General features: G+C 63.2%; 24 protein-coding genes and 3 pseudogenes. 14 read left to right on the forward strand and 13 right to left on the reverse strand.

What is annotated here, in order from left to right; genetic code table 11:
* The first annotated feature begins 37 nt into the window (after positions 1-37).
* The 4 genes from QA642_RS21350 to QA642_RS21365 all read left to right on the forward strand — a co-directional run bounded on the left by QA642_RS21350 (position 38) and on the right by QA642_RS21365 (position 2,709).
* Positions 38-1,114 carry a flavodoxin family protein gene (locus QA642_RS21350; protein WP_283086367.1) on the forward strand — a complete coding sequence of 359 codons (1,077 nt, stop codon included), beginning with the start codon at positions 38-40 and terminating at the stop codon, positions 1,112-1,114.
* Positions 1,111-2,013: an NAD(P)/FAD-dependent oxidoreductase gene (locus QA642_RS21355; protein ID WP_283086368.1), complete on the forward strand. Its 903-nt coding sequence runs from the start codon at positions 1,111-1,113 to the stop codon at positions 2,011-2,013. The genes QA642_RS21350 and QA642_RS21355 overlap by 4 nt, the downstream gene beginning before the upstream one ends.
* 166 nt (positions 2,014-2,179) lie before the next feature.
* Positions 2,180-2,509 (forward strand): four-helix bundle copper-binding protein, encoded by a 330-nt coding sequence (locus QA642_RS21360; protein ID WP_283086369.1) that lies wholly within the window; start codon positions 2,180-2,182, stop codon positions 2,507-2,509.
* An 11-nt stretch (positions 2,510-2,520) separates the two neighbouring features.
* On the forward strand, positions 2,521-2,709 hold the full coding sequence (locus QA642_RS21365; RefSeq protein WP_283086370.1) for a hypothetical protein: 189 nt from the start codon (positions 2,521-2,523) through the stop codon (positions 2,707-2,709).
* Between the two features lie 58 nt (positions 2,710-2,767).
* Here the strand turns inward: QA642_RS21365 and QA642_RS21370 are convergent, their stop codons facing one another.
* On the reverse strand, positions 2,768-3,025 hold the full coding sequence (locus tag QA642_RS21370) for a hypothetical protein (RefSeq protein ID WP_181411698.1): 258 nt from the start codon (positions 3,023-3,025) through the stop codon (positions 2,768-2,770).
* 258 nt (positions 3,026-3,283) lie between these two features.
* On the opposite strand from QA642_RS21370, the gene QA642_RS21375 reads away from it, so the two are divergent.
* Positions 3,284-3,658, forward strand: coding sequence for a hypothetical protein (locus QA642_RS21375; protein WP_283086371.1), 375 nt, complete (start codon positions 3,284-3,286; stop codon positions 3,656-3,658).
* Positions 3,659-3,662: 4 nt separating this feature from the next.
* Here QA642_RS21375 and QA642_RS21380 read toward each other — a convergent pair whose 3' ends face one another.
* Positions 3,663-4,925 carry a polysaccharide deacetylase family protein gene (locus tag QA642_RS21380; RefSeq protein WP_283086372.1) on the reverse strand — a complete coding sequence of 421 codons (1,263 nt, stop codon included), beginning with the start codon at positions 4,923-4,925 and terminating at the stop codon, positions 3,663-3,665.
* Positions 4,926-5,085: 160 nt separating this feature from the next.
* On the reverse strand, positions 5,086-5,859 hold the full coding sequence (locus tag QA642_RS21385; protein WP_283086943.1) for a polysaccharide deacetylase family protein: 774 nt from the start codon (positions 5,857-5,859) through the stop codon (positions 5,086-5,088).
* A gap of 116 nt (positions 5,860-5,975) precedes the next feature.
* Here QA642_RS21385 and mgtE point away from each other — a divergent pair, with 116 nt between their 5' ends.
* The 4 genes from mgtE to QA642_RS21405 all read left to right on the forward strand — a co-directional run bounded on the left by mgtE (position 5,976) and on the right by QA642_RS21405 (position 10,000).
* On the forward strand, positions 5,976-7,397 hold the full coding sequence (gene mgtE / locus QA642_RS21390; protein WP_283086373.1) for a magnesium transporter: 1,422 nt from the start codon (positions 5,976-5,978) through the stop codon (positions 7,395-7,397).
* Between the two features lie 352 nt (positions 7,398-7,749).
* The gene (locus QA642_RS21395; RefSeq protein WP_283086374.1) at positions 7,750-8,052 is read left to right on the forward strand and encodes a helix-turn-helix domain-containing protein; all 303 of its coding nucleotides are present in this window, start codon (positions 7,750-7,752) and stop codon (positions 8,050-8,052) included.
* Between the two features lie 120 nt (positions 8,053-8,172).
* Complete coding sequence (locus QA642_RS21400) at positions 8,173-8,991, forward strand: aldo/keto reductase (protein WP_283086375.1); 819 nt, start codon at positions 8,173-8,175, stop codon at positions 8,989-8,991.
* Between the two features lie 49 nt (positions 8,992-9,040).
* Entirely contained in the window at positions 9,041-10,000 is a 960-nt protein-coding gene (locus QA642_RS21405) for a hypothetical protein (protein WP_283086376.1), read from the forward strand.
* A gap of 792 nt (positions 10,001-10,792) precedes the next feature.
* Here QA642_RS21405 and istB read toward each other — a convergent pair.
* From istB to QA642_RS21440, 7 genes are all read right to left on the reverse strand, one after another.
* Complete coding sequence (gene istB / locus QA642_RS21410) at positions 10,793-11,623, reverse strand: IS21-like element helper ATPase IstB (RefSeq protein WP_283086377.1); 831 nt, start codon at positions 11,621-11,623, stop codon at positions 10,793-10,795.
* Positions 11,623-12,933 (reverse strand): IS21 family transposase, encoded by a 1,311-nt coding sequence (istA, locus tag QA642_RS21415; RefSeq protein ID WP_283086378.1) that lies wholly within the window; start codon positions 12,931-12,933, stop codon positions 11,623-11,625. Before istA ends, istB begins: the two co-directional genes overlap by 1 nt.
* A complete protein-coding gene (locus tag QA642_RS21420) occupies positions 12,930-14,009 on the reverse strand; it encodes an AraC family transcriptional regulator (RefSeq protein ID WP_283086379.1) in 1,080 nt (359 codons plus the stop codon). The genes istA and QA642_RS21420 overlap by 4 nt, the downstream gene beginning before the upstream one ends.
* A gap of 240 nt (positions 14,010-14,249) precedes the next feature.
* Complete coding sequence (locus tag QA642_RS21425; protein WP_283086380.1) at positions 14,250-14,414, reverse strand: hypothetical protein; 165 nt, start codon at positions 14,412-14,414, stop codon at positions 14,250-14,252.
* A 347-nt stretch (positions 14,415-14,761) separates the two neighbouring features.
* Positions 14,762-14,980, reverse strand: a complete 219-nt coding sequence (locus tag QA642_RS21430; RefSeq protein WP_283086381.1) for a hypothetical protein — start codon at positions 14,978-14,980, stop codon at positions 14,762-14,764.
* A gap of 253 nt (positions 14,981-15,233) precedes the next feature.
* Positions 15,234-15,449, reverse strand: a complete 216-nt coding sequence (locus QA642_RS21435) for a hypothetical protein (protein ID WP_283086382.1) — start codon at positions 15,447-15,449, stop codon at positions 15,234-15,236.
* Between the two features lie 359 nt (positions 15,450-15,808).
* Complete coding sequence (locus QA642_RS21440) at positions 15,809-16,045, reverse strand: hypothetical protein (RefSeq protein ID WP_283086383.1); 237 nt, start codon at positions 16,043-16,045, stop codon at positions 15,809-15,811.
* An 806-nt stretch (positions 16,046-16,851) separates the two neighbouring features.
* On the opposite strand from QA642_RS21440, the gene QA642_RS21445 reads away from it, so the two are divergent.
* The gene (locus QA642_RS21445) at positions 16,852-17,418 is read left to right on the forward strand and encodes a MarR family transcriptional regulator (protein ID WP_283086384.1); all 567 of its coding nucleotides are present in this window, start codon (positions 16,852-16,854) and stop codon (positions 17,416-17,418) included.
* A 475-nt stretch (positions 17,419-17,893) separates the two neighbouring features.
* Complete coding sequence (locus QA642_RS21450) at positions 17,894-18,178, forward strand: hypothetical protein (RefSeq protein WP_283086385.1); 285 nt, start codon at positions 17,894-17,896, stop codon at positions 18,176-18,178.
* Between the two features lie 169 nt (positions 18,179-18,347).
* On the opposite strand, the gene QA642_RS21455 is transcribed toward QA642_RS21450, so the two are convergent.
* Together QA642_RS21455 and QA642_RS21460 are read right to left on the reverse strand one after the other, a co-directional pair.
* Positions 18,348-18,497 (reverse strand): hypothetical protein, encoded by a 150-nt coding sequence (locus QA642_RS21455; protein ID WP_283086386.1) that lies wholly within the window; start codon positions 18,495-18,497, stop codon positions 18,348-18,350.
* A gap of 68 nt (positions 18,498-18,565) precedes the next feature.
* A complete protein-coding gene (locus tag QA642_RS21460; RefSeq protein WP_283086387.1) occupies positions 18,566-18,832 on the reverse strand; it encodes a DUF3551 domain-containing protein in 267 nt (88 codons plus the stop codon).
* Here QA642_RS21460 and QA642_RS21465 point away from each other — a divergent pair.
* Positions 18,778-19,055: pseudogene (locus QA642_RS21465) on the forward strand (hypothetical protein); the annotation flags it as partial. The gene QA642_RS21460 and the pseudogene QA642_RS21465 overlap by 55 nt on opposite strands.
* Before the next feature lie 267 nt (positions 19,056-19,322).
* Here QA642_RS21465 and QA642_RS21470 read toward each other — a convergent pair.
* Entirely contained in the window at positions 19,323-19,577 is a 255-nt protein-coding gene (locus QA642_RS21470; protein ID WP_283086388.1) for a hypothetical protein, read from the reverse strand.
* A gap of 99 nt (positions 19,578-19,676) precedes the next feature.
* Between QA642_RS21470 and QA642_RS21475 the strand changes: the two are divergent.
* Positions 19,677-19,839, forward strand: a pseudogene (locus tag QA642_RS21475) (SOS response-associated peptidase); the annotation flags it as partial.
* Between the two features lie 144 nt (positions 19,840-19,983).
* Positions 19,984-20,079, forward strand: a pseudogene (locus tag QA642_RS21480) (SOS response-associated peptidase); the annotation flags it as partial.
* Between the last annotated feature and the right edge of the window lie 136 nt (positions 20,080-20,215).

Below are 20,215 nucleotides of genomic sequence, written 5' to 3' on the forward strand. Positions count from 1 at the left end.
GGTTGGTCGCATGAGACCGACCTCGCGAGGAGCCAGCATGACGGAAGCCGACGTTCGCAAGGGGATGCCGCCCGTCAAGCTGTCGCGCGCGGAGTTCGAGCGCCGTTACAAGAGCCAGTTCATCGATCCCGTCTTTGCGCCGCTCGGGCGCGAGCTTGACGCCATCGTGAGTGCCGCCTGGGACGCCTACAGCCATTCGCGCAAGGCGCCGCTGACGCGCAAGGCCGGCCCCGGATTTGCCGATCCCGACTACGACATCGCCCTCGACTGGCTGGATGCCCGCGCCGCGGTGCTGGCGGCACAGCGGCGGCACGACGATGCGAGCGAGACGCCGCGCATCCTGATCATCAACGGATCGGCGCGCAGCGAGCACACCTGTCCCGGCGAGATGTCCAAGACCTGGCGCCTCGTCAAGCTTGCCGAGCCGGTCTTCACCGAGATGGGCTTTGCCGTCGACATCCTCGATCTGTCGCGCCTTGCTTCCGAATTCGGCAAGACCATCCATCCCTGCAAGTCCTGCGTCTCGACCGCGATGCCGCTCTGTCACTGGCCGTGCAGCTGCTATCCGAACTATTCGCTCGGACAGACCCGCGACTGGATGAACGAGATCTATCCGCTCTGGGTCGCAGCTCACGGCATTCTGATCGTGACCCCGGTGAACTGGTATCACGTGCCTGCCGGGCTCAAGGCGATGATGGACCGCATGGTCTGCGCCGACGGCGGCAATCCCGATCCGACCTCGACCCACGGCAAGACTGCTGGGGAAGCCAAGGCGATCGAGCTGAAGGGCTGGTCCTATCCGCGCCATCTCGCCGGCCGCCATTTCGGCCTGGTGGTTCACGGCGACGCCGTCGGTGCCGAGGGCGTGCGCCGGGCCTTGTCGGACTGGCTCACCGACATGCACCTGATCTCGGCAGGCCGCTTCGCCGAGCTCGACGGCTATGTCGGCTACATGGACCATTATGCCACCTCGCACCACGAGCTCGACGAGGACAGTGAATTTCAGCAGGAGGTCGTGAACGCCGCACGCGCGCTGGGCAATGCGGTCCGGCTGGCGCGGAGCGGGCGCCTTCAGGAGCCTGGCGCCGGTCTTCAGGATCCGAATCCCAAATGAGCGGTGCACAACCGATCGATTGCCTGATCGTCGGGGGCGGCCCGGCCGGGATGATGGCCGCGATCTATCTGGCGCGCTTCCGCCGCCGCGTCTGTGTTGTGGATACCGGCGCGAGCCGAGCGGCGCTGATCCCGCGCAGCCATAACGTTCCGGGCTTCGTCCACGGCCTGTCCGGCGCCGAGCTGATCGCGCGCATGTCGGCGCAACTGGACGAGCTCGCCGTCACGCGCGTCGAGGCCGAGGTCACGGCATTGCAGCGGCAGGGGCACGGTTTTCAGGCGAGCTGGAGCGGCGGCGCGCATGAGGCCGCCACCGTCATTCTCGCCAGCGGCATCGTCGACACCCATCCGCCGTTCGACGAATGGCGCGCGGCCGTCGCGGACGGGCTGTTGCGCTACTGTCCGGTCTGCGACGCCTTTGAGGCGCGCGGCTGCCGCATCGGCGTCGTCGGCCCGCTCGGTCCTGCCGCCGGCAAGGCGCTGTTCCTGCGTGGCTACTCGCGCGACGTGACGCTGTTCGCAACCGCGCGGGATGGCGAGGAGACCGCAACATCGGGGCTGGCCGAGGCGGGGGTCGAGGTGGTGTTTGCGCCGGACCTGCGCCTCAGGCGGACCGCGAACAGGATCGAAGCCGTGTTCGCGAACGGCCGAACGACGCAATTCGACATGGTCTATCCCGTCATGGGCGCAGAGGTGCGTTCAAAGCTCGCGGTGTCGCTCGGCGCCGAGCATACCGCCGACAATTATTTGAAAGTCGATGACCATCAGCACACCTCTGTCAGCGGGCTCCTTGGCATCGGCGACGTCGTGACCGACCTGCACCAGATCTCGGTCGCGTTCGGTCACGCCGCAATCGCCGCCTGCACCATCCACAACAGCCTGCCGCCGCGCCTGGCATGAGAAGCGCGGCCCTGAGCATGTTTGCCGACGACTGGCGCGCCGGCGACACCGAGCAATGCACGGTTCCCCGGATTCACATTCAGCCGGACGGCAGGAACGATCGAAGCCTCGCCTTGGTTGAGCGTGAGCGGGCAGGGCGGCATCGAAGCGCAATTGGAGAGATGGGATGGCTCAATCCGAAGAGGTGACCCGCTGCATCGCGCTCTGCATGAATTGCTACCAGACCTGCCTCGGCACGGCGATGAACCACTGCCTCGAGACCGGCGGCAAGCATGTCGAGCCCAGGCACTTCCGCCTGATGATGGCCTGCGCCGAAATGTGCCGGACGGCCGCGCATTTCATGCTGATCAACACGCCGCATCACCGGCACACCTGCGGCGAATGCGCGGAAATCTGCAGCGAATGCGCCGCCGATTGCGAACGGATCGGCGGCATGGAGGAGTGCGTCACGATGTGCCGCTCCTGCGCCCAATCCTGCCGCGCGATGGCAGCCTGAAGGACAAGCTCATGCTGGAAGAGAAGCTCAAGGAAGCCATCATCGGCGAGTTGGAGCGGCAGGCGGCCAACCGGCCGCAGGCTCTGACGGTCGAGGGCGGAGGCGAGGCGAAAGGCTCGGAGGAGCTGATCGTCAACGGCCGGATCGATCTTGCTGCGCTCGCGATGGTGATCGCCGGTTCGGTTGCGGGCGGGCCGTAAGGCTCCATCCTTGACCGCTTGAAATCGCAGTCAATGCGTGCACACCGCCGCGCGCGCCTCAGCCATATTCCTCGCCGATGCCGTATTCCCGATAGATCTCCAGCGGATCGAGGTCGGGAAACAGGCGGCATTTGGCCTGGGCGAGATGCAGGCTCACCGCCGCCGGCTCCTTGCCGTTCGCCAGCATCTTGCGTAGGTCGTCCATATGCGCGTTCGGCTGGTGCTTGGGTTCGAGCTGCTCCAGCGCGACCAGCGCGGTCGCGAGCGCCTCGGTCAGAACCCATTCGTCGTGGCCCGTGATTCCCTTCTTCGGCATCGGCAGACCCCACTTGTGGCGGTGCCAGTCTATCGCGACTTCGGCCAAATCTCCATTGCCGGCCGCCGGGCTCCGGCTTGCATTATGGCGGCGCGCGGCTAAAAGGCGGCGAGTTGCGGGGGCGGCGGTATCTTTCTTGAAACAAAGTTCGCGTAGACCGACCTGCACGGCGTCCAGGCCGGCTGTTCCGCTCTGGGTCTCCCCGATCCCGTACCCGCAACCCGATCCGGTTGCGCACCCCTCAAGGCTCGAGCCAGCATGGTCTTCCTCAGTTTCGTCTACCGCTTCGTCACCAACTTCGCGTTCCTGGCGGTGGTTTATTTCAGCCTGAACTTCATGGAGAAGTATCCGAACCGGGCGATCCTGGCGATCCTGGTGCTGGTCTATTCCGCCATGCGCGCGGCCTCGACGCTGCGCGCGTTCTACTTCTTCCAGAAGATCGAGAAGCTGGAGGCCGAGACGCGCCGCCTCCAGGCCCCGATCAACGACGGCTCGGGCGGAACCGCGGCGCGCAAGCAGGTCGTCGCCGACGTCGCGCGGCTGCGGCGCGACGGCGAGCTCAAGTCCTATATGGACCTGTTCTTCCTGGCGCTGATCGTGCTGCTCTGCGTCGCCGCCATCATGCGGCAATAACAACTCAAGCGCGCTTCTTCACGCCGGTCGCAATGCGGGTCGCGCTGCCCTTGGCCTGCGCCGCACGCTTCGGGGCGGCGTGTGGCGCGCGCGCGGTCTTGCGCCCCTGCGACTTGCCGGGCGTACCCTTGGCGGTCCCCTTCGCCGCGCGCGGCGTCTCGGCCGCCATCGCCAGCCGCGTCGCGGCGCGCCGCGACAAGGTCGTCGACAGCAGCACCTCGACCGAGCCCTCGGGGATCGCGAACAGGTCGCGGTCCGGCACGGCCAGGGTGGACGCGACATCCATCCGGGCCTTGGTCCGGCGCGGCAGCAGCGGCTGATGCTCGTTCTGCGCGTTCAGATCGGCGAGTGAGGGCGCCGGCAGCGTCCCGGTCTGCGTGAACACGAAATTCGGAACGGCCGGCCAGCGCGCGATCGGTGTCGTCTCGGTCGGCGGATGCAGCAGCCATTCCACCGCCGTCGTCGGTGTCGCCGGCTGATCCGCAGTCGCCGCCACCACATGCACGATGCGATAGCCCTTCGCCTTGAGGTCGCGGATGATCTTCGGCAGCGCCGCCACGGTGCGCGGCTGTATGTCGTGCAGCAGCAGAATGCCCTTGCCCTTGGCCTCCAGTCGCTGGATCGCGAGCTGGTAGACGCGGTCTGATGACACATGGCGCCAGTCGTCGGCCGGGAAGTCGGCGCTCCAGACCTGGATGCCGCGCGAGATCAGATAGTTCTCGACACCCTCGGCGCGCATCAGCCCGGGAATGCGGAAGAACGGCGCGAGCTTTGTCGGGTCGGTCATCGCCGCCGAGGTCCACTGGATACCGCCGTTGATCTCGGGCTCGTATTTCTCGATCGGCATCCGGTCGAAGGTCAGCGGATGGTCCATGCTGTGCGTGCCGACGGTATGGCCCGCCGCCACCAGCTTGCGCACGCCTTCGGGGTTCGCCTTGGCCTGCTGGCCGATGATGAAGAAGGTCGCCTTGATGCACTCGTCGTCGAGCATCTTGAGGATCTGGTTGGAATATTTCGGCAGCGGACCGTCGTCGAAGGTCAGCACGACCTCATGGTCCTTCAACGGCAGCGTCTCGCGGTACTGCATGGTGCCGATGCGCGGATGCTCGTGCGGATCGACCACGAGGGTGCGGGAGGTCCCGAGCGCGCCCGGATGCCCGGGGCATTCGGCCGCCAGCGCCGCCGTCGACGCGGTGCTCAGCAATCCCAACACACCGCCAAGGACGGCCCACGATCGCGTCCGGAAAACAACGCTACGTCCGATCATGAAGTCGGTCTGCCCTCATATGCGATTGCCGCCATAGTAGGTCGGAGACGCCCCGAAACGGTTCAGGCGCAAATCGCCTCCATCTTTGCATGGCGTAGCATGAACAGAGTGTTAATAGGGCTCAAATCACCCCTTTTTGCGCCGGCGTGACATTCCGGCATCAACGGGCGTCAGCGTTTTTCTGTGATGTTCCCGCCGGGGCCACGTGAACCACGCGATAGCCGTTCTCCCTCAGATACCGCACGAAGGCCGGCATGATCGCGGCCGTTCGCGCCTTGGGATCGTGGAAGAGGATGATGCCCTTGCCGGCAGCGGCGAGGCGCTCGGTGATGAGCTTCAATTCCTGCTCCGGCGTCATCTCGTTCCAGTCGCTGGCCCAGAGGTCGGCGCCGAACACGACGATGCCGCGCGACTGGAGCAGGTCGAGCTCGGCTTGCGTCGCTTCGAAATAGGGAAAGCGGAAGAACGGCGTCGAGGGCGTCGTGGTCGAGACCCCGTGCAGCGCCATCTCGTCGGCCGCGATCCCGCGGTCGATCTCGCTCTTCGCCTTCTCGAACGGGATCCGCGCCATGAACGGATGCGACCATGTGTGGTGGCCGATGGTGTGGCCCTCGCGCGCGATGCGCTTGACCATCTCAGGATGCTGGGAAGCGTGCAGGCCGATCAGGAAGAAGGTCGCGCGCACGCATTCCTGCGCCAGCGCTGCCAGCACTTTCGATGTCGTCGGCGGATGCGGGCCGTCGTCGAAGGTCAGCACGACCTCGTGATCGGCAAGCGGCAATGTCTGCGGAAAACTCTTCAAGCCGACGCGCGGCGTGGTCTTGGCATCGACGCTGAGGACGCGCGAGGTGCCGAGCGCATCCTTGCGCGGGCAGTCGGCGGCTCCCGCCGAGGCGATGCCGCCGAGGGCCGCGAGGATCACGCCCAGCGACATCGAGGTCCACCGCAGTCGAAGCATCTTTGTCATTGCGCTCGGAGTTGCCTTGTGGGTATTGCCTGAACCATCAGCTCAGATCACACGTTCCAACCTGTCAAACGGCGAGGCACACCATGGATGAACATATGGACGGTGCCCCATCCGCCGAGGCCTCGGTACTCGACCATGTGCCGATGCGCAATGAAGACGGCGAAATCCGGCACGAATTCGTCGAGGAAATCGCCCATGCGATCGAGGCCGGCGACAGCGCCGCGCTGCGCGCCTGCGTCGCCGAGCTGCACGAGGCCGATCTCGGCGACCTGATCGGCGCGCTCGCGCCCGACGACCGCGTCCGTCTGGTCGAGCTCACGGGCCGCGACTTCGACTTCTCCGCGCTGAACGAGGTCGACGAGACCGTGCGCGAGGAGATCCTCGAGGAGCTGCCGCCGGAAACGGTCGCCGAAGGCGTCCGCGAGCTCGAATCCGACGATGCGGTCGAGCTGCTGGAAACCCTCGACGAGGCCGATCAGGAGGAGATCCTCGAAAAGCTGCCGTTGCAGGAGCGCGTCGCGCTCGAGCGCAGCCTGCTGTATCCGGAAAATTCCGCCGGCCGCCGCATGCAGACCGAGTTCATCGCGGTGCCCCAGGATTTCACCGTGGGGCAGGCGATCGACTACATGCGGGAGACGCCGGATCTGCCCGACCGCTTCTACGAAATCTACGTCGTCGACAAGGACCAGCACTGGCAGGGCGCGGTCCCCCTCGACGTGCTCTTGCGCGCGCGCCGGCCGGTGCCGCTCGCCGAATTGACCGACGAGGATCGCCGCCGCGTCTCCGTCCTGGAGGACCAGGAGGAGGTGGCGCGCATGTTCGGCAAGTACAATCTCGTCGCAGCCCCTGTGCTTGACACCCAGGACCGCCTCGTCGGCGTCATCACCGTCGACGACGTCGTCGACGTCATCGAGGAGGAGGCAGACGAGGACCTCAAGGCGCTCGGCGGCGTCACCAGCGACGAAGAGCTGTCGGACACCTTCCTGACCATTGCCCGCGGCCGGTTCAACTGGCTGCTGGTCAACCTCGCCACCGCGTTCCTGGCGTCCTCCGTGCTCGGCCTGTTCGAGGGCCAGTTGGAGAAGATGGTGGCACTCGCGGTGCTGGCGCCAATCGTTGCGAGCCAGGGCGGCAATGCCGCGACCCAGACCATGACGGTCGCGGTGCGGGCGCTGGCAACGCGCGAGCTCGGCTCCTCCAATGCCTGGCGCGTGATCATGCGCGAAACGCTGGTCGGCCTCGTCAATGGCCTCGCCTTTGCCGTGATCACGGGTATCGCCGCGGTGGCCTGGTTCAAGATCCCTGGCCTTGGCATCGTCATCGGGCTCGCCATCATCTGCAACCTCGTCGCCGGCGCGCTCGGCGGCATTCTGATCCCGATGGCGCTCGAACGTGTCAGGGCCGATCCGGCGGTGGCGTCGGGCACCTTCGTCACCACGGTGACGGACGTGGTCGGCTTCTTCTCCTTCCTCGGCATCGCGACGTTGTGGTTCGGCTTGAAGTAGGCGAAGGCGTACGCTCCCTCCACGTCATTGCGAGCGTAGCGAAGCAATCCAGAATCCCTCTGCGGCGGCAGTCTGGATTGCTTCGTCGCAGGGGCTCCTCGCAATGACGGGGCAGGCGGCGGTGCATCCTCATTCTCGTGCCCGGACGCGATGCAATACTCCCGTCTCGTAGCCCGGATGGAGCCAACGGGTCGGCGCGAAGCGCCGCCCGATGACAGGCTCCGCGTAATCCGGGACCGCTGCATCGGCGCAAGAGCTGCCCAGGATTGCGCTGCGTTCCATCCGGGCTACGGACTCCTTTCTTTAATCCGAACTTAAGCGACCTGCCGCATCATCATGCCCGCTTGGGGGAATGGACATGCGGTTGCGGCTGAAGGCGGACGGACGGATCGTCGAATTGCGGGATGGGCAGGAATATCCGGTCCAGCCGAGCGCCAATGACGCACCTGGCGACACCGGCTCGCTCGCCGTGCGCGACCTGCGCCGCCGCGCCTGTCTCACCCAGATGGAGTTCGCCGCCAAGCTCGGCGTTCCCGTCGAGACCATCCGCAATTGGGAGCAGGGCAAGCGCGCCCCGCGGGGACCGGCCCGCGCGCTGCTCGCGGTGATCGCACACGCGCCGGAGACGGTGTTCCAGGCGCTCGCCAAAGCCTGATACGAACCTCCCGTTAGCATTGCCGTGAATATCCGGCTCGGGCGCCGTGGCATTCGTTGGCAGTGTTACGGACCGGGTCCATAATGATATCAGGGGCTGCCGCAACAGAGAGGATTCCTCATGCTGTTCGTCGAGGCCAGTGGCGCAAGAATCCCGGCGATCGGGCTTGGGACCTGGGAGCTGGAAGGGCGTACCTGTGCCCGCGTGGTCGAGCAGGCGCTGCGGCTCGGCTACCGCCACATCGACACCGCCCAGGTCTACGACAATGAGCGCGAGGTCGGCGACGGCTTGCGCGCCTCCGGCGTGCGCCGCGACGACGTCTTCCTCACCACAAAGGTCTGGACCAATCATTTCGCGCCCCATGACCTCGAGCGCTCGGTCAAGGAGAGCCTGGCGCGGCTGCGGCTTCCGTCGGTCGACCTTCTGCTGCTGCACTGGCCCAATCCGCATGTGCCGCTGGCGGAGACGCTGGGCGCACTGTCGCATGCCAAACGCATGGGCCTGACCCGTCACATCGGCGTTTCCAACTTCACCGTGGCGCTGATCGAGCAGGCGGTGGCGCTGTCATCAGAGCCGCTGGTCTGCAACCAGGTCGAATACCACCCTTATCTGGATCAGGCGAAGGTGAGGGCGGCTTGCGACCAGCACGGCCTTGCGCTGGTCGCCTACAGCCCGATCGCCAAGGGCCGCATCAAGTCCGACCAGAGGCTCGCCGCAATCGGACGTGCGCATCGCAAGACGCCGGCCCAGGTCTGCCTGCGCTGGCTGGTGCAACAGAATGTTGCGGCGATCCCGCGCACCTCGCGCGTCGAACGCCTGTCGGAAAACATCGATATCCTCGATTTCGAGCTCTCAGGCGACGAGATGGCGGAGATCGCCGCGCTGGCCAGCCCCAAGGGCCGCCTGACCGATTTCGGCTTCGCGCCGAAATGGGATTGAGGGCCCGTTCCGGTATGATAGGAGCAGGGCGGCAACCCAAGATCGGGCGATGGAACTGCGGAAGATCATACGGACGGACATTGCGGCGTCAGCGATTGCGCATCTGACGCTGGTGGCGCTGATCATCGTGATCAGCGAAGTCCATCCGTTTCATGCCGCCGGGCCCGAGACGGTTTCGATCGACATCGTCACCCCCGAGCAGGTGAAGGAGGAGGAGGCCAAGGCCGAGGAGAAGGCCAAAGAAGAGGCGAAGGAGAAGTCGCCGGAGCCGCTCCCCGATTTGAAGCTGCCGAAGCTGGATTTTTCCGACAAGGACAAGGCGCCTGCGGAGCCGAAGCCCGCGGCGAAGGACAAGGCCGCTGCGGCGTCGCCGAAGCAGCAGGCATCACCCGAACCGCAGCAGAAGCAGCCGCAACCCTCGCAGGCGGAGAAGCAGCGCGAGGCCAATGTGCAGCCGCAGTCGTCGCAGCCGCAGCCGTCGCAATTGCCGCCACAGCAACCGCTGCCGCAGATGCAGCCTCAACCGGCGCAGCCGCCGCCACAGGCGCAGCCGCAGGACGCGCCGCCGCCGGCCTATCAGGCGCCGGAGCCCGACGTCACCGTCAAATACGGCGTCATGCTGGGCCTGCCGCCCGAATTGCCGGCCGAGCCGAAGAACGCGCTCAAGGATGACGGTGGCGATGCCAAGGATTCAATCGCCGCCAAATTGCCGGCCGAGGTCATCGCCGAGCTGCGCCGCCATTTGCGCAGCTGCGCAAAACTGCCGGCCGGGCTCGCGCCAACCGACAATGTCCACATCAAGCTGCGCACGGTGTTGGCGACCGACGGCACTCTGGCGCGCGAGCCGATCCTGATCGAAGCCCCGCCGTCGGCGAAGGGCGTGGCACTGGTGAAATCCGCGATGGCCGCGCTCCAGGCCTGCCAGCCCTTCAAAATGCTGCCGGCCAATTTGTACGGGGAATGGAAGGTGATGGATCTGCCGTTCTCGCCGAGGGATTTCGGGTCGTAGCTCGTAGCCCGGATGGAGCGAAGCGTAATCCGGGGCCGCTCGAGCTTGTGCCGGTGAATTCCCGTCGGGCAAAACACCTACGAGGCTATCAATCCATCCTCGCAACAATATTCCGCTTTACCGAAATTCGGATTTATCGTATGTGCCGCCCGTCCCGGGTCATCCTTGAGGGGCGATCATGTGGTCGTCATGTTTCGCGAGCCGGGCTTGCGGTGGACGCGGCAGCGCCGGGCGCGAGAGGTTGAGGGAAGGGCGGATTGCTCTCCGTGAGCCCAAGGCTTCGTGCGGACGGACGGCGCTGTCAGGTTCGTCTCGCCTGTAAGTTCCCGGCTCTGTCGACAAGGCTGGGAAAACTGCGGCGAATAGCGGGCCGCGCGTACGGCAAAACCGTGTGATCCTTTCCGCCAGCGATTTTTTCGGCCTGTTGAAATCTCCGGAAGCGCTTGAAGATAAAGGTATATTTATGTTGCTGCCGGACGGGCGAGAAGCCCGTCCGAACCGGCTGGGCCCTAATAGGCCCTAGTTTCACATGGCGCTCGCGCGGCCCGGTCGGGGTGCCCTTGGAGCACGTAGCTGGCTTTACGGCCCCTTCCTGCGGGCTCTCCTATGCGCTGGCGTGGTCCGGTGTCCGGTAGCCTCGCCTGGGCTCCTGTACGGCCTTCCTGCGGCCTCTCTCATGATGCCTTGCGCCCTCCCGGTGCGTATCTGCGCTTCAGCGGCCGTCGCCAGCGTGTCAAACGCCATCCGGAACTGCCCCCTTTGCGTCATGAAGAACTGCCCCCACCCTCGGGTTCATGATGTCAGTTGAAGGTTGGCTCCGCCGCCCGGAGGGCCGTCAGCGGCGGGCGCCTTGATGAGGCCGCTCTTTCGCTTGGCGCGGAGCCGATAGCTGTCGCCGCGGATGGTCAGCACGTGGCTGTGGTGCAAGAGCCGGTCGAGGATCGCAGTGGCGACGACCGGATCGGCGAACACGGTGCCCCATTCGGCAACGCTGCGGTTCGACGTGATCAGCATGGCGCCGGTTTCGTAGCGGCGGCTGACCAGCTGGAAGAACAGATGCGCCGCGTCGGGCTCCAGCGGCAGGTAGCCGAGTTCGTCGACGATCAGCAGCTTTGGCTTCGCCAGCGCGAGCAGTTTCTCGTCCAGGCGCCGCTCGCCGTGCGCCTTGGCCATGCCAGCGACCAGGGTCGTCGCCGTGGTGAACTGCACCGTGTAACCGGCCAGGATCGCCTCTCGCCCGAGCGCGATCGACAAGTGCGTCTTACCGACGCCCGGCGGGCCGAGCAGCAGCACGTTCTCGCCGTTGGCGATCCAACGTGACGCGGCCAGGTCGCGGATCTGCTTCGGATCGATCGACGGCTGTGCCTCGAAGTCGAAGCCCGCAAGCTCCTTCACGGCCGGGAAGTGTGCGAGTTTGAGCGCCATCTCGATGCGGCGATGATCCTTGCGCGCGCTCTCGCGCTCGCACAGCAGGATCAGCGTCTCACGCGCCGATAGGTTGGCGCGCGCCGCCTCGTCGAGCAGGTTGTCGAGCTGGTCGCGGATGCCGGAGAGCTGCAATCGCGCCAGCATGGCGTCGAGCCGATCGGTTGGTGCTTCGGTAGCCTTCCTTGTGCGCGCCATCAGAAGCTCCCTCCGATCACTGCTTCGTATTCGGCAAGAGGACGCAACAACGAGGGCAGTGGAGAAGGCGCCGGCACTGTCGATGCCGCGATTGCCGGTCGGCAGACCGCGCCGTTGCGACCGGCAACCCCGTCGAGGTGGGCGGAATCGACGATCCGCAGCCGGCGCCCCTCCGATTGCTTGTGGACCGCAACCTCGCGCATGCCGTGGCGGATGCGCACCTCGCCGGCCGCAACCGTCACCGCCACGCGCTCACCGATCAGCCGCCACGGCACCGAGTAGCTGTTCGTGTCGACCTCGACGGCACAATCGTTGCCGACGACGCGGGCCAGTTCACGCAACGATCCAAACGACGGCTGCCCGCCGAGCGGCTTCAACCGCTGCGCCTCGTCACGCGCAAAGCGAGCGATCGGCGCCTCGCCGGTCGTGCCGTGGATGCGCACGTTCGCCACCTCACGCTCCCACTCGGCGAGATGCGCCTCGAATGCCTCCCAGCTCGCGAAGGAATGCCCCGCGATCGCGTTCTTCTTGACGTAGCCGACGCCACTCTCCGTCTTGCCCTTCGTGCGCGCCCGATACGGCGCGCAGGCGCGAGGACGGAAGCCCCAATGCTTCGCGAACGCGATGAGCTTGTCGTTAAACTGAACCGACCGGCTCACCGCGTCGTGGCGCGCCACGAGCGCGCGTGGATTGTCCATCAGCACTTCCTCCGGCACGCCGCCGAATGTCGTAAATGCACTCTCAAGCCCGGCGAACCAGTGCTCTTGCTTCTCGGCCCGGAACGCACGGACATGCAGCCGCCGCGAATGCCCGAGCGTCGCCACGAACACGAATGCTTTGATCTTCACCCCGCCGATCTCGACCAGACGCTCGCCAAAGTCGATCTGCAGCTGCCGGCCCGGGGGCGTCTCAAACCGCGTCGTCGCCAGCGCTTCGGCCTTCAGCGCCTGGCGATAGGGCTGCAAGGCGCGTTGCAACGTTCGCCGGCTGACTGCCACGCCTTGCTCGGCCAACAGGTCCTGGCGCACCACATCCGCATTGCCGCGATGCCGAATGAACCTCTCGCGCAGCCAACCCTCGAGGCCATGGAGTCGTTTTGCCCGCTCAGGCGACTTGAACGGCCTCACCCCGCCCGCCGTCACGTAGTCCTTCACCGTGTGATGGCTGCAGCCCAGCTGCCGCGCAATCCGCTTCAGACCCCACCCGCACGCCCTCAGGCGCAACATCTCCGCCACGTCATCCGGCGTCTTCATCACCTGCCCCCGTGGATCAATCCACGACGAGCCTTCCGTGATCCGTTCCTCGTTCATTCGCTCTCTCCTCGGCTATCCAAGGAGGGGCAATTCCTCGTGACGCCGAGGGGGCAGTTTTCCATGGCGCGCGACACAGCGCATTGTGAGGGGGCGCTGGATGACTTCTGCAGCACGATTGATGCTGCGCGCACGCCTGATGGCGTCTCGCCGAAGCGTCGGCGGAACGAGCGATTGAAATGAGAAAGGTCACCAAAGCCGACTGCAAACGCGATATCAATGATGGCCAAATGCAGATGGTGCGGGTCAGCCAACATCGCGAAGGCGCGCTCAAGCCGACACCCTGCAAGGTGCTCGGTGAACGACTTCCCGGTCCCTTCGAGCAATTTTTGCACGTATCGCCGCGACATACCGAGCGTGCCGGCAACATTGTCCAGATCGAAATTGGGATCGCCAAAGCGTTGCGCGACCTCGGCCAGGATCGCCTGAAGCTTGGCCGCTTTCACACCACGCTCCGTAACCATGTCTGCAGCTTCGGCGGTCGGCCCGAGCGTCGCGGCCACGAGATCGAGGAGATGTACGCCGACGGTGGACGCCAGTTTTGATGACGGAGGTTCTTTGAAGGATGCGAGCGACCGCAGGTAACGACCGAGCAATCTAAGTGCCGGTCCGCGATGCACCGGCCGACCTGCAAGATCTTCCGGCTGCGCAACCAGGGACCTAAGGGCGGGAGCCTGCACGGTCACGAATTTGACGCTGCCGCCACGCGGGCCAAATACTCGCAGTGGCTTTCCCCGGTCAACCAAACAAGCGGAGCCGGCATCATAGACATGTTCCCGGCCAGCATTTGCATATTGGACGGGTCCAGCCTCGACGATGTTCAGTCCGAATTGGTCGCGGCTATCCTTGAGGTGGTGTTTGTGCCGGATAAACTCCACCGGCGTGGTGACAATGCTACAAACGCCAACCGCGCCGAGCGACAGGTAGGTGACGTCAATACGCGGGCGGCCGCCGCTGTGATCTATCACGTCCAAGGCGAGGTTCAGCCGCGCAAACTCTTCACGGAGTGCGGAGAACCGAACGTGCTCCGGCAGCATCTCGGTCGACCATCGCAAAAGCGCAGATGAGTTTGACATGCCGGCCTCCCGTTTCGGCGCCCAACCCCGCAAGAGCGACTGGACTATATCGGACCGCGCTTCGGTGCAGGTGTGAGGTGGATTACAAGGGAGGACTTCAAGAAAATGTCGAGGAATTTCCCGTTAGACTTTCGATGCTGACACGGTTCGCATCGAGGTTGCGATGATGCGCGAAATGCCGTAACGGAAAGATTTTCGCGTAACGGCTACGAGAAGATTGCAGATCAGATGATCGAGGCCTCACTGCGGCCAATCCTTGCAGAGAGTGATGCCGATCATGATCAGCGAGCCGATTGCGACCGCCACCGGGCAGATAAAGGGCAACTCTTCCAGCACGCTGATAAAGACCGCCCGGGAGCGGAGAGTTCTCTTCATATGCGCAAAGCGCCAGCCTGCCACACCCATCGGACATCTCCGTTTGGCCCCCAGCAGCAGCGACCTCACTCTTCGGCGCGAAGCGATCTTCGGCTATTGCCCGTTCGGATGTATCCCTAGGTCAAGGTGAAGGAACTCTTGTAGGTCGCCCATCCACTTTGTGCTCAAGGCGACGTTGATGCTGACAGGTTGCACGTCGGCCTTACTCGCCCCCTTCCGTCTTAGGCGGTGGGTGGAGTTTGTCGCCGAGAAACGTGCTCGGAATGCGCAACCGGAGTAGCGCCAGCGAAGCGAGGCAACTCGCGCTGTTGCATTGCGATCGCTTTATGCGTCGAGACATCGTGGTGGTCTAAGTGCCGTCAATGATCGGCCGTGGTTCAAGCGTGGTCCAGTTCTCTGAGGATCAGATCGCGGTGCGTGACGAATTGCGCTTGAGTGCGGAGGAACGTCTCCAATAGTTCGCGGGCCAGAGTTACGTCATACCCGTGATTTTCAAGGTCTTCGATGCGCTGCTCTTGGTCGGATACGTTCTGCTCGCCACGCAACACGTGACGCTCAGCTTGTTCTAGATGTTGAAGTTGGCGGGATCGTTCCATCGGCTCCTCGCGAGAGGCGGGAGCACAAGCTGTCTCTCAGCCACCGACGCCTACGAGCCGAGCCTTTGTCGGTGATGTTCGAAATGATACCCCAGTTCGCGGCTTATTTCCGTCGTGAGAGCACATTTAATCCAAGCTGCGGCGAACGGGCTTTGCATTGGAGACGCGCGCTAATTGACAAGACTGAGCGCACGCGACCTCGTGGGGCCAATAAGTGCCATCACGATGAAAGGAACCACCCAACTGAGGCAGCTTACTCTTGCGTCCTGTCCTGCCCTTGCTCTGAACAGGAGCCGAGGACTTTGAACGACTGCTCCAAGACGATTTGGGACTGTTTAAGCGTAGCGCGGGTCTGCTCAAACGCTCGCTGCGCTCGTTCATAGGCCAGCTTCGCCGCTCTGATCTCTTGCCGTGCCACGAAGCGATAATTCGGTTCATTGGGGGAATGGGCTTGTTGGCGATCTTGCATGAAAGTCTCCCTCGCGCTTGCGGGTCCTAATCCGCATGGTTCAGCACCGACAATTACTTAGCAAAATGCAGGTGGCTGCGAAACCTCCGCTGCGTGCAGCGCACAAAGAGAACTTCAGGGCCTTCGCCGAGTGCTCTCAAGGCTGCGAGCTTCTCAAGGGTCTAGCGCATGCCGCTTGCTTCTCTGAGGAGAGGCGACGGGGGCCAGTCCGTTCCAAAATCTCTCGATGGTGTCTAAGCCATGCGTGTCTTTGCTGGGCCTGCCAACGGATCTGGTCGGCTTCCTCGACAAGCCTGTTGCTCTCGGCAATCGCGCGAGCCGCGCGTTCGAGGAGGTCATTCTCATCACGGCCGACCATCTTACGACTTCATAACGATTTCAACCGATGCCGACACCGTTAAAGCGGCCCCGGCTTGGGTTCTCATCTCAACGAACATGTCGCCCATCTCTGCGCGGATCTCGCTTTTGCTGCGGATGGCTTCGGCAAGTGCCCTAAGCGCCGCATCCCGGGCAGTATCAAGATCGGGCAAATCCTCACCAGTGTCGTCGATGGTGAGCCCGGCGTCATCGCGAAAGTCGAAGTAGTATCGAGGCATTTCCTCGAAACCCCGGAACTGATGAAGCGTTCCCCGGCCTCAAACGCCACCGCCCTGTCCATTCCCTCTCTATGGATTGCGCCTCGCAAAAAGCGGCCCCAACTCGGGGGGCTGAGTTGGGGCCGATACTACGCAGGGGCCAAGCCGATGGGAGTCATGCTGGCCCATGGCCCAACGTGCACAGGGCTCGGGCGCTCTAGCGATATGGCAACAGATGTATGGGGTGGCGCGACCAGCTTGCGTCGGGACTTGGAACTAGAATTCCAAGCACGTCGCATCGCTTTGTCCCAAAAGGCGGCCCTAACTCGCTGGCGGGCAAAGTTGGGGCCGCGAAAGCCAAGGGCATGATGCTGGCCCAGCCTCCAGCATCAAGCTGCCCAGCTCCCAACATGCATCCGGCTCGGGCAGTCTGGCGATATGGCAATCGATGTATCGGGGGCGGTTCGGTGGAGCAAGATGAGGCATGACCGGATCGTAACGGCCGCCATCATTCGCGCGGTGTCCGCTATGGCCAATGACCGACGTATTCGATTACGTGCCGCGCCAATCTCTCGTTTGTTCACAGCCGTATTACTAGTGTGTTCCTCGCTGAGAACGGTAGGGCTATCGAAATTCGGCAGTTCGGGCGGAGATTGCGGCGGTGCGCAGGCATGGAGCTTCATGCCCCCGCACGTCCCTCCACGGCACGGTATGCCGGCAGCAACGAAGTCCCGACAGTAGCCTTTCCGCCACCATGCCCCGGCCGGCCCGCTCCAATGTCCGGGCTAAAGGACTTCCTGCCATCAATGAAAATAGTAACTGAGGTCGTGGAGCTGCTGCTGCAAACGGCCAACGCTTGGCTATTTGAGGGTCAGCATTCGGGTCTCAGCGACCGCGAATGGATGGCGCTGCGTTTCCTGGGGCGTGCAAACAGGTTCTCAAGGACACCATCTGCTCTCGCCGGGTTTCTCGGTGCGAACCGTAGCGGAGCATCGCAAATCGCCGCAGTCCTAGAGAGAAAGAGATTGGTGACCCGCGAGCCATCTCCGGAAGACAAGCGGTCGATCATTTTGAGCGTTACATTTCAAGGCAAGAAATTGCTTGAACGTGATCCAGTAAATGTCCTCCGAGATCAGATTGCGGCCCTCACTGTTGACGATCGATCCCGAATGCGTGACACGCTCCGACATGTTCTGTCTCGACATGACGTTGTGCGGGGCCGCCATCACGCCGACATTTGCAGCGAGTGCATATTTTTGGCCGAAAGTGGATCGGGAAGTGATCGGCAGTTCAAATGCCGGTTCTTTCGGAAATCCGTTTCCTCAAAAGATACATCATTGCTATGCAGCCATTTTGAAGGGAAAGCGCCCAGCAAGGCCCTAGATCAGAACTGATCCTGCACCCTGCGGTACGCGGGATGCTTAGGGTTCTTGTTCTTGATCCTGTGGTCGCAGCGCGAGCTAGATGGCCCTCTGGAAACTCGCCGGGCATTGGCTTCACGGTGTCTGGAGCGACGAGCCCCTGGGCACCGCACAGGCGCGCTCGCCGCCGGTCCCAAGGGGCTGGCTGAATATTGGCACCGGCAGCGAGGCCCGCGTGGCCTCCCACCTTCATGGGGGCTGCGCCGCGGCTCGCTTTGATCTAAATCAAAGGTGGTGAATTTCTGGTAGCGCAACCCGCAATTATGGGGCGGAAAGTTCGTCTTTCATTATCAAACGTTTCCTTTTTTTGAGCCGGACCAAGGTAGCAGGGAACAGCCAGAGGTGCTGAAGTTTCTCAGCTCGTCAGCCCTTCAAACGGGCTGGTCTGAAGAGCACATCGCATCATTTCGCGCTTTGGCCGAGCGCCGCTTCGGGAAAAGTAGGAACATTGCGGTTTGCTGCCGCTTTATCCCGTGCAATGCCAACCGTCTTTTTTGACATCCATCGCGAGACCGGGACCACGTTCGATGAAGAAGGCATCGAACTGCCCTACACGGGCGCGGCCCGCGAGCTGGCTCTGGAATTGTTGGGTCAGGCGATTTTGGATGGTGCGCGCCGCCCCGCTGGCGGCATGATAAAGATCGAAGTGCGGGACCGCAGCGGACCATTCCTGCGAGTGTCGGCCGTCGTCATGTTCGAAAAGCTGCGTCGGACGGGAGCTGACAGCAATTAGGAACGCGAACCTCGACGCGGATTGCCTCTCGGAGGCTGCATCTAGAATTGATCGTGCTCGCGCCGATATGCCGGATGCTTGGGGTTCTTCACCCACTCAAAGACTACCAGGGCGAACGGCTCAGGCTGAACGGCGGGATTTTCCTTGCGGATGGTGCTTGAAGAAGAGATCAAGCTTCACAGGTTCGCCGGTATCTCGCCAGAACAACCTTTTGCCCATGCTCCCCGCCACCGCCAGGCGATGGTGGCCCCCCGAGCAGAATATGATCATCCGTTGCTATGGCGATGACCTCGCCGGTTTCATCAACGATGACTTTCATGCGGCGCCTCCAATGCAGCGCGCGTCCGTCAGCTCAGCGCGATGACACGCAAAAGTAAACCTTATGCATTACTGATGCGTTCGCTCGTGTCGCACTGCGGGCTTTCCGCCTTTCCCGGCATAATAGGGATTGACCACGCATGACGCCCTGCGGCCCGAGGCGGAGGCCTGACACTGGGCCATATTGGTGTAGGCGCACTCGAAATAGTAATCCATGAAGCCGCCCGTATAGACTTGGAGGCAAACCGGGTAGGCGGGATCGTAGGTCTGCGCTTGCACGGATGTGGCGGCGCAGAGTGCGCCGCTCACGAGAATTGCAAGGACTGGAACGCGCATCGGAACACTCCTCAACTCAGGCCAGGACGTTAGCGCATGCTCGCCTCAAGGGACCGACGTAGCCTTCCCCCACCTTAGGCGACGAGCTCAATGCGGGGTGTGGCTATCTGGAGGTCCGGTGCCTCGGCTGCGACACCAATCAGACCGTCCCCTGGACATCCTGCGGCGATGGAAGTCAACACCGGTTCATGAGCTAGAGCGCTACATGCGCAAGGACTGCTCGCATGCTACGCCCGCCGCTGAACGGGCCATAAAGAACTTGTCAAACACCGACGTTGGCATTCTCAAAAAGTAAACAAATGCTTCGGCCTCGCTCCTGGCGATTGCGACTATTCTGGATAGCTTCCGCGCGTAATGTGCTGATGTGGACGATCTTAAGAGCATCACTACCAACCAAGCGGCGATCATCAACCACTCTGCCAGCTCAGAGCCGCAGAAAGCCGCCGATTGCAACACCGGCGGCTCCTGTTACTGGTCCTGCGAGTTGACGTTAGTAGCTACGCTTCGTGTTCGCTCCAGTGGTTTGACCGGGAGCATAGCCTGAGGCACCGGGATGACCCTTCTTAGAACCCATGGCTTGCATGTCATGCCCCGGAGCATATCCCGAAGCCCCCGGCTGGCCTTTCTTAGAGCCCTTGGTTTGCATTTCGTGCCCTGGCGTTTTGCTCGACACACCTTGCGCGAACACAACGGGCGCAGTCCCGATGAGGGCGAGCGCAGAAACTGCAACAATAATTACCTTCATTTTCATTCCTCCTCAGATAAGCACGCTGACCAACGAGTTGAAAACTGCGCCGTTCCATGAACGCCTGTTCATCGATCCCTCGTCTGAGGCTGATCATCCAAAGCGATCGCGGTAATCCTGACCACAGACGAGTAGCAAGATGTCTGGATGCGCGCGCCCTGGGACGAGGCAAAGGCGCTTACAACGGCCATTGTCCGACGACTTGCTTAAAATCGTGATGCGCAGGTTGGAGAAGGCAGATCGACCAGCGGCAGTCGCCTAACTGGTCGGCTCGGCGAGCCCAAAATCAGTGTAGAGCGGCTTCAGCTCATCGAACGTGAGCGGCCACGCATCTTGCGCATCGGCAGAGCGCTTCGATACTGCCAAGTAGACTAGCATGATGGCGATCGGCTCAAGCCGGAGAACCCGCTGCTTGGTCCCGGCCAACAGCTTTGCCGAGTACGCGCCGGGGCCGAACCTTCAAACGAAGAAAAAGGATGTGGTCTGGTTCGCGCTCGATGAGACCGACTACTGTTCGCCAAATCCAAGCGCCGCATCTGCCGAGGGACCGCTTCTCGCTGGTCCTCTATGTCGTCGAGCACAAGCGCGGCCCCGTCCTGTCGCCTACCATGCGCCAACGGCAACCAAAACGATAATGG

The sequence above is a fragment of the Bradyrhizobium sp. CB2312 genome, assembly GCF_029714425.1.
Classification (GTDB): Bacteria; Pseudomonadota; Alphaproteobacteria; order Rhizobiales; family Xanthobacteraceae; genus Bradyrhizobium.

Excerpts from the sequence above, each read along its gene's own strand:
- QA642_RS21350 (WP_283086367.1), top strand. The coding sequence starts at position 38 with ATGACGGAAGCCGACGTTCGCAAGGGGATGCCGCCCGTCAAGCTGTCG.
- QA642_RS21355 (WP_283086368.1), top strand. The coding sequence starts at position 1,111 with ATGAGCGGTGCACAACCGATCGATTGCCTGATCGTCGGGGGCGGCCCG.
- QA642_RS21360 (WP_283086369.1), top strand. The coding sequence starts at position 2,180 with ATGGCTCAATCCGAAGAGGTGACCCGCTGCATCGCGCTCTGCATGAAT.
- QA642_RS21365 (WP_283086370.1), top strand. The coding sequence starts at position 2,521 with ATGCTGGAAGAGAAGCTCAAGGAAGCCATCATCGGCGAGTTGGAGCGG.
- QA642_RS21370 (WP_181411698.1), bottom strand. The coding sequence starts at position 3,025 with ATGCCGAAGAAGGGAATCACGGGCCACGACGAATGGGTTCTGACCGAG.
- QA642_RS21375 (WP_283086371.1), top strand. The coding sequence starts at position 3,284 with ATGGTCTTCCTCAGTTTCGTCTACCGCTTCGTCACCAACTTCGCGTTC.
- QA642_RS21380 (WP_283086372.1), bottom strand. The coding sequence starts at position 4,925 with ATGATCGGACGTAGCGTTGTTTTCCGGACGCGATCGTGGGCCGTCCTT.
- QA642_RS21385 (WP_283086943.1), bottom strand. The coding sequence starts at position 5,859 with ATGTCGCTGGGCGTGATCCTCGCGGCCCTCGGCGGCATCGCCTCGGCG.
- mgtE (WP_283086373.1), top strand. The coding sequence starts at position 5,976 with ATGGATGAACATATGGACGGTGCCCCATCCGCCGAGGCCTCGGTACTC.
- QA642_RS21395 (WP_283086374.1), top strand. The coding sequence starts at position 7,750 with ATGGACATGCGGTTGCGGCTGAAGGCGGACGGACGGATCGTCGAATTG.
- QA642_RS21400 (WP_283086375.1), top strand. The coding sequence starts at position 8,173 with ATGCTGTTCGTCGAGGCCAGTGGCGCAAGAATCCCGGCGATCGGGCTT.
- QA642_RS21405 (WP_283086376.1), top strand. The coding sequence starts at position 9,041 with ATGGAACTGCGGAAGATCATACGGACGGACATTGCGGCGTCAGCGATT.
- istB (WP_283086377.1), bottom strand. The coding sequence starts at position 11,623 with ATGGCGCGCACAAGGAAGGCTACCGAAGCACCAACCGATCGGCTCGAC.
- istA (WP_283086378.1), bottom strand. The coding sequence starts at position 12,933 with ATGAACGAGGAACGGATCACGGAAGGCTCGTCGTGGATTGATCCACGG.
- QA642_RS21420 (WP_283086379.1), bottom strand. The coding sequence starts at position 14,009 with ATGTCAAACTCATCTGCGCTTTTGCGATGGTCGACCGAGATGCTGCCG.
- QA642_RS21425 (WP_283086380.1), bottom strand. The coding sequence starts at position 14,414 with ATGGGTGTGGCAGGCTGGCGCTTTGCGCATATGAAGAGAACTCTCCGC.
- QA642_RS21430 (WP_283086381.1), bottom strand. The coding sequence starts at position 14,980 with ATGGAACGATCCCGCCAACTTCAACATCTAGAACAAGCTGAGCGTCAC.
- QA642_RS21435 (WP_283086382.1), bottom strand. The coding sequence starts at position 15,449 with ATGCAAGATCGCCAACAAGCCCATTCCCCCAATGAACCGAATTATCGC.
- QA642_RS21440 (WP_283086383.1), bottom strand. The coding sequence starts at position 16,045 with ATGCCTCGATACTACTTCGACTTTCGCGATGACGCCGGGCTCACCATC.
- QA642_RS21455 (WP_283086386.1), bottom strand. The coding sequence starts at position 18,497 with ATGAAAGTCATCGTTGATGAAACCGGCGAGGTCATCGCCATAGCAACG.
- QA642_RS21460 (WP_283086387.1), bottom strand. The coding sequence starts at position 18,832 with ATGCGCGTTCCAGTCCTTGCAATTCTCGTGAGCGGCGCACTCTGCGCC.
- QA642_RS21470 (WP_283086388.1), bottom strand. The coding sequence starts at position 19,577 with ATGAAGGTAATTATTGTTGCAGTTTCTGCGCTCGCCCTCATCGGGACT.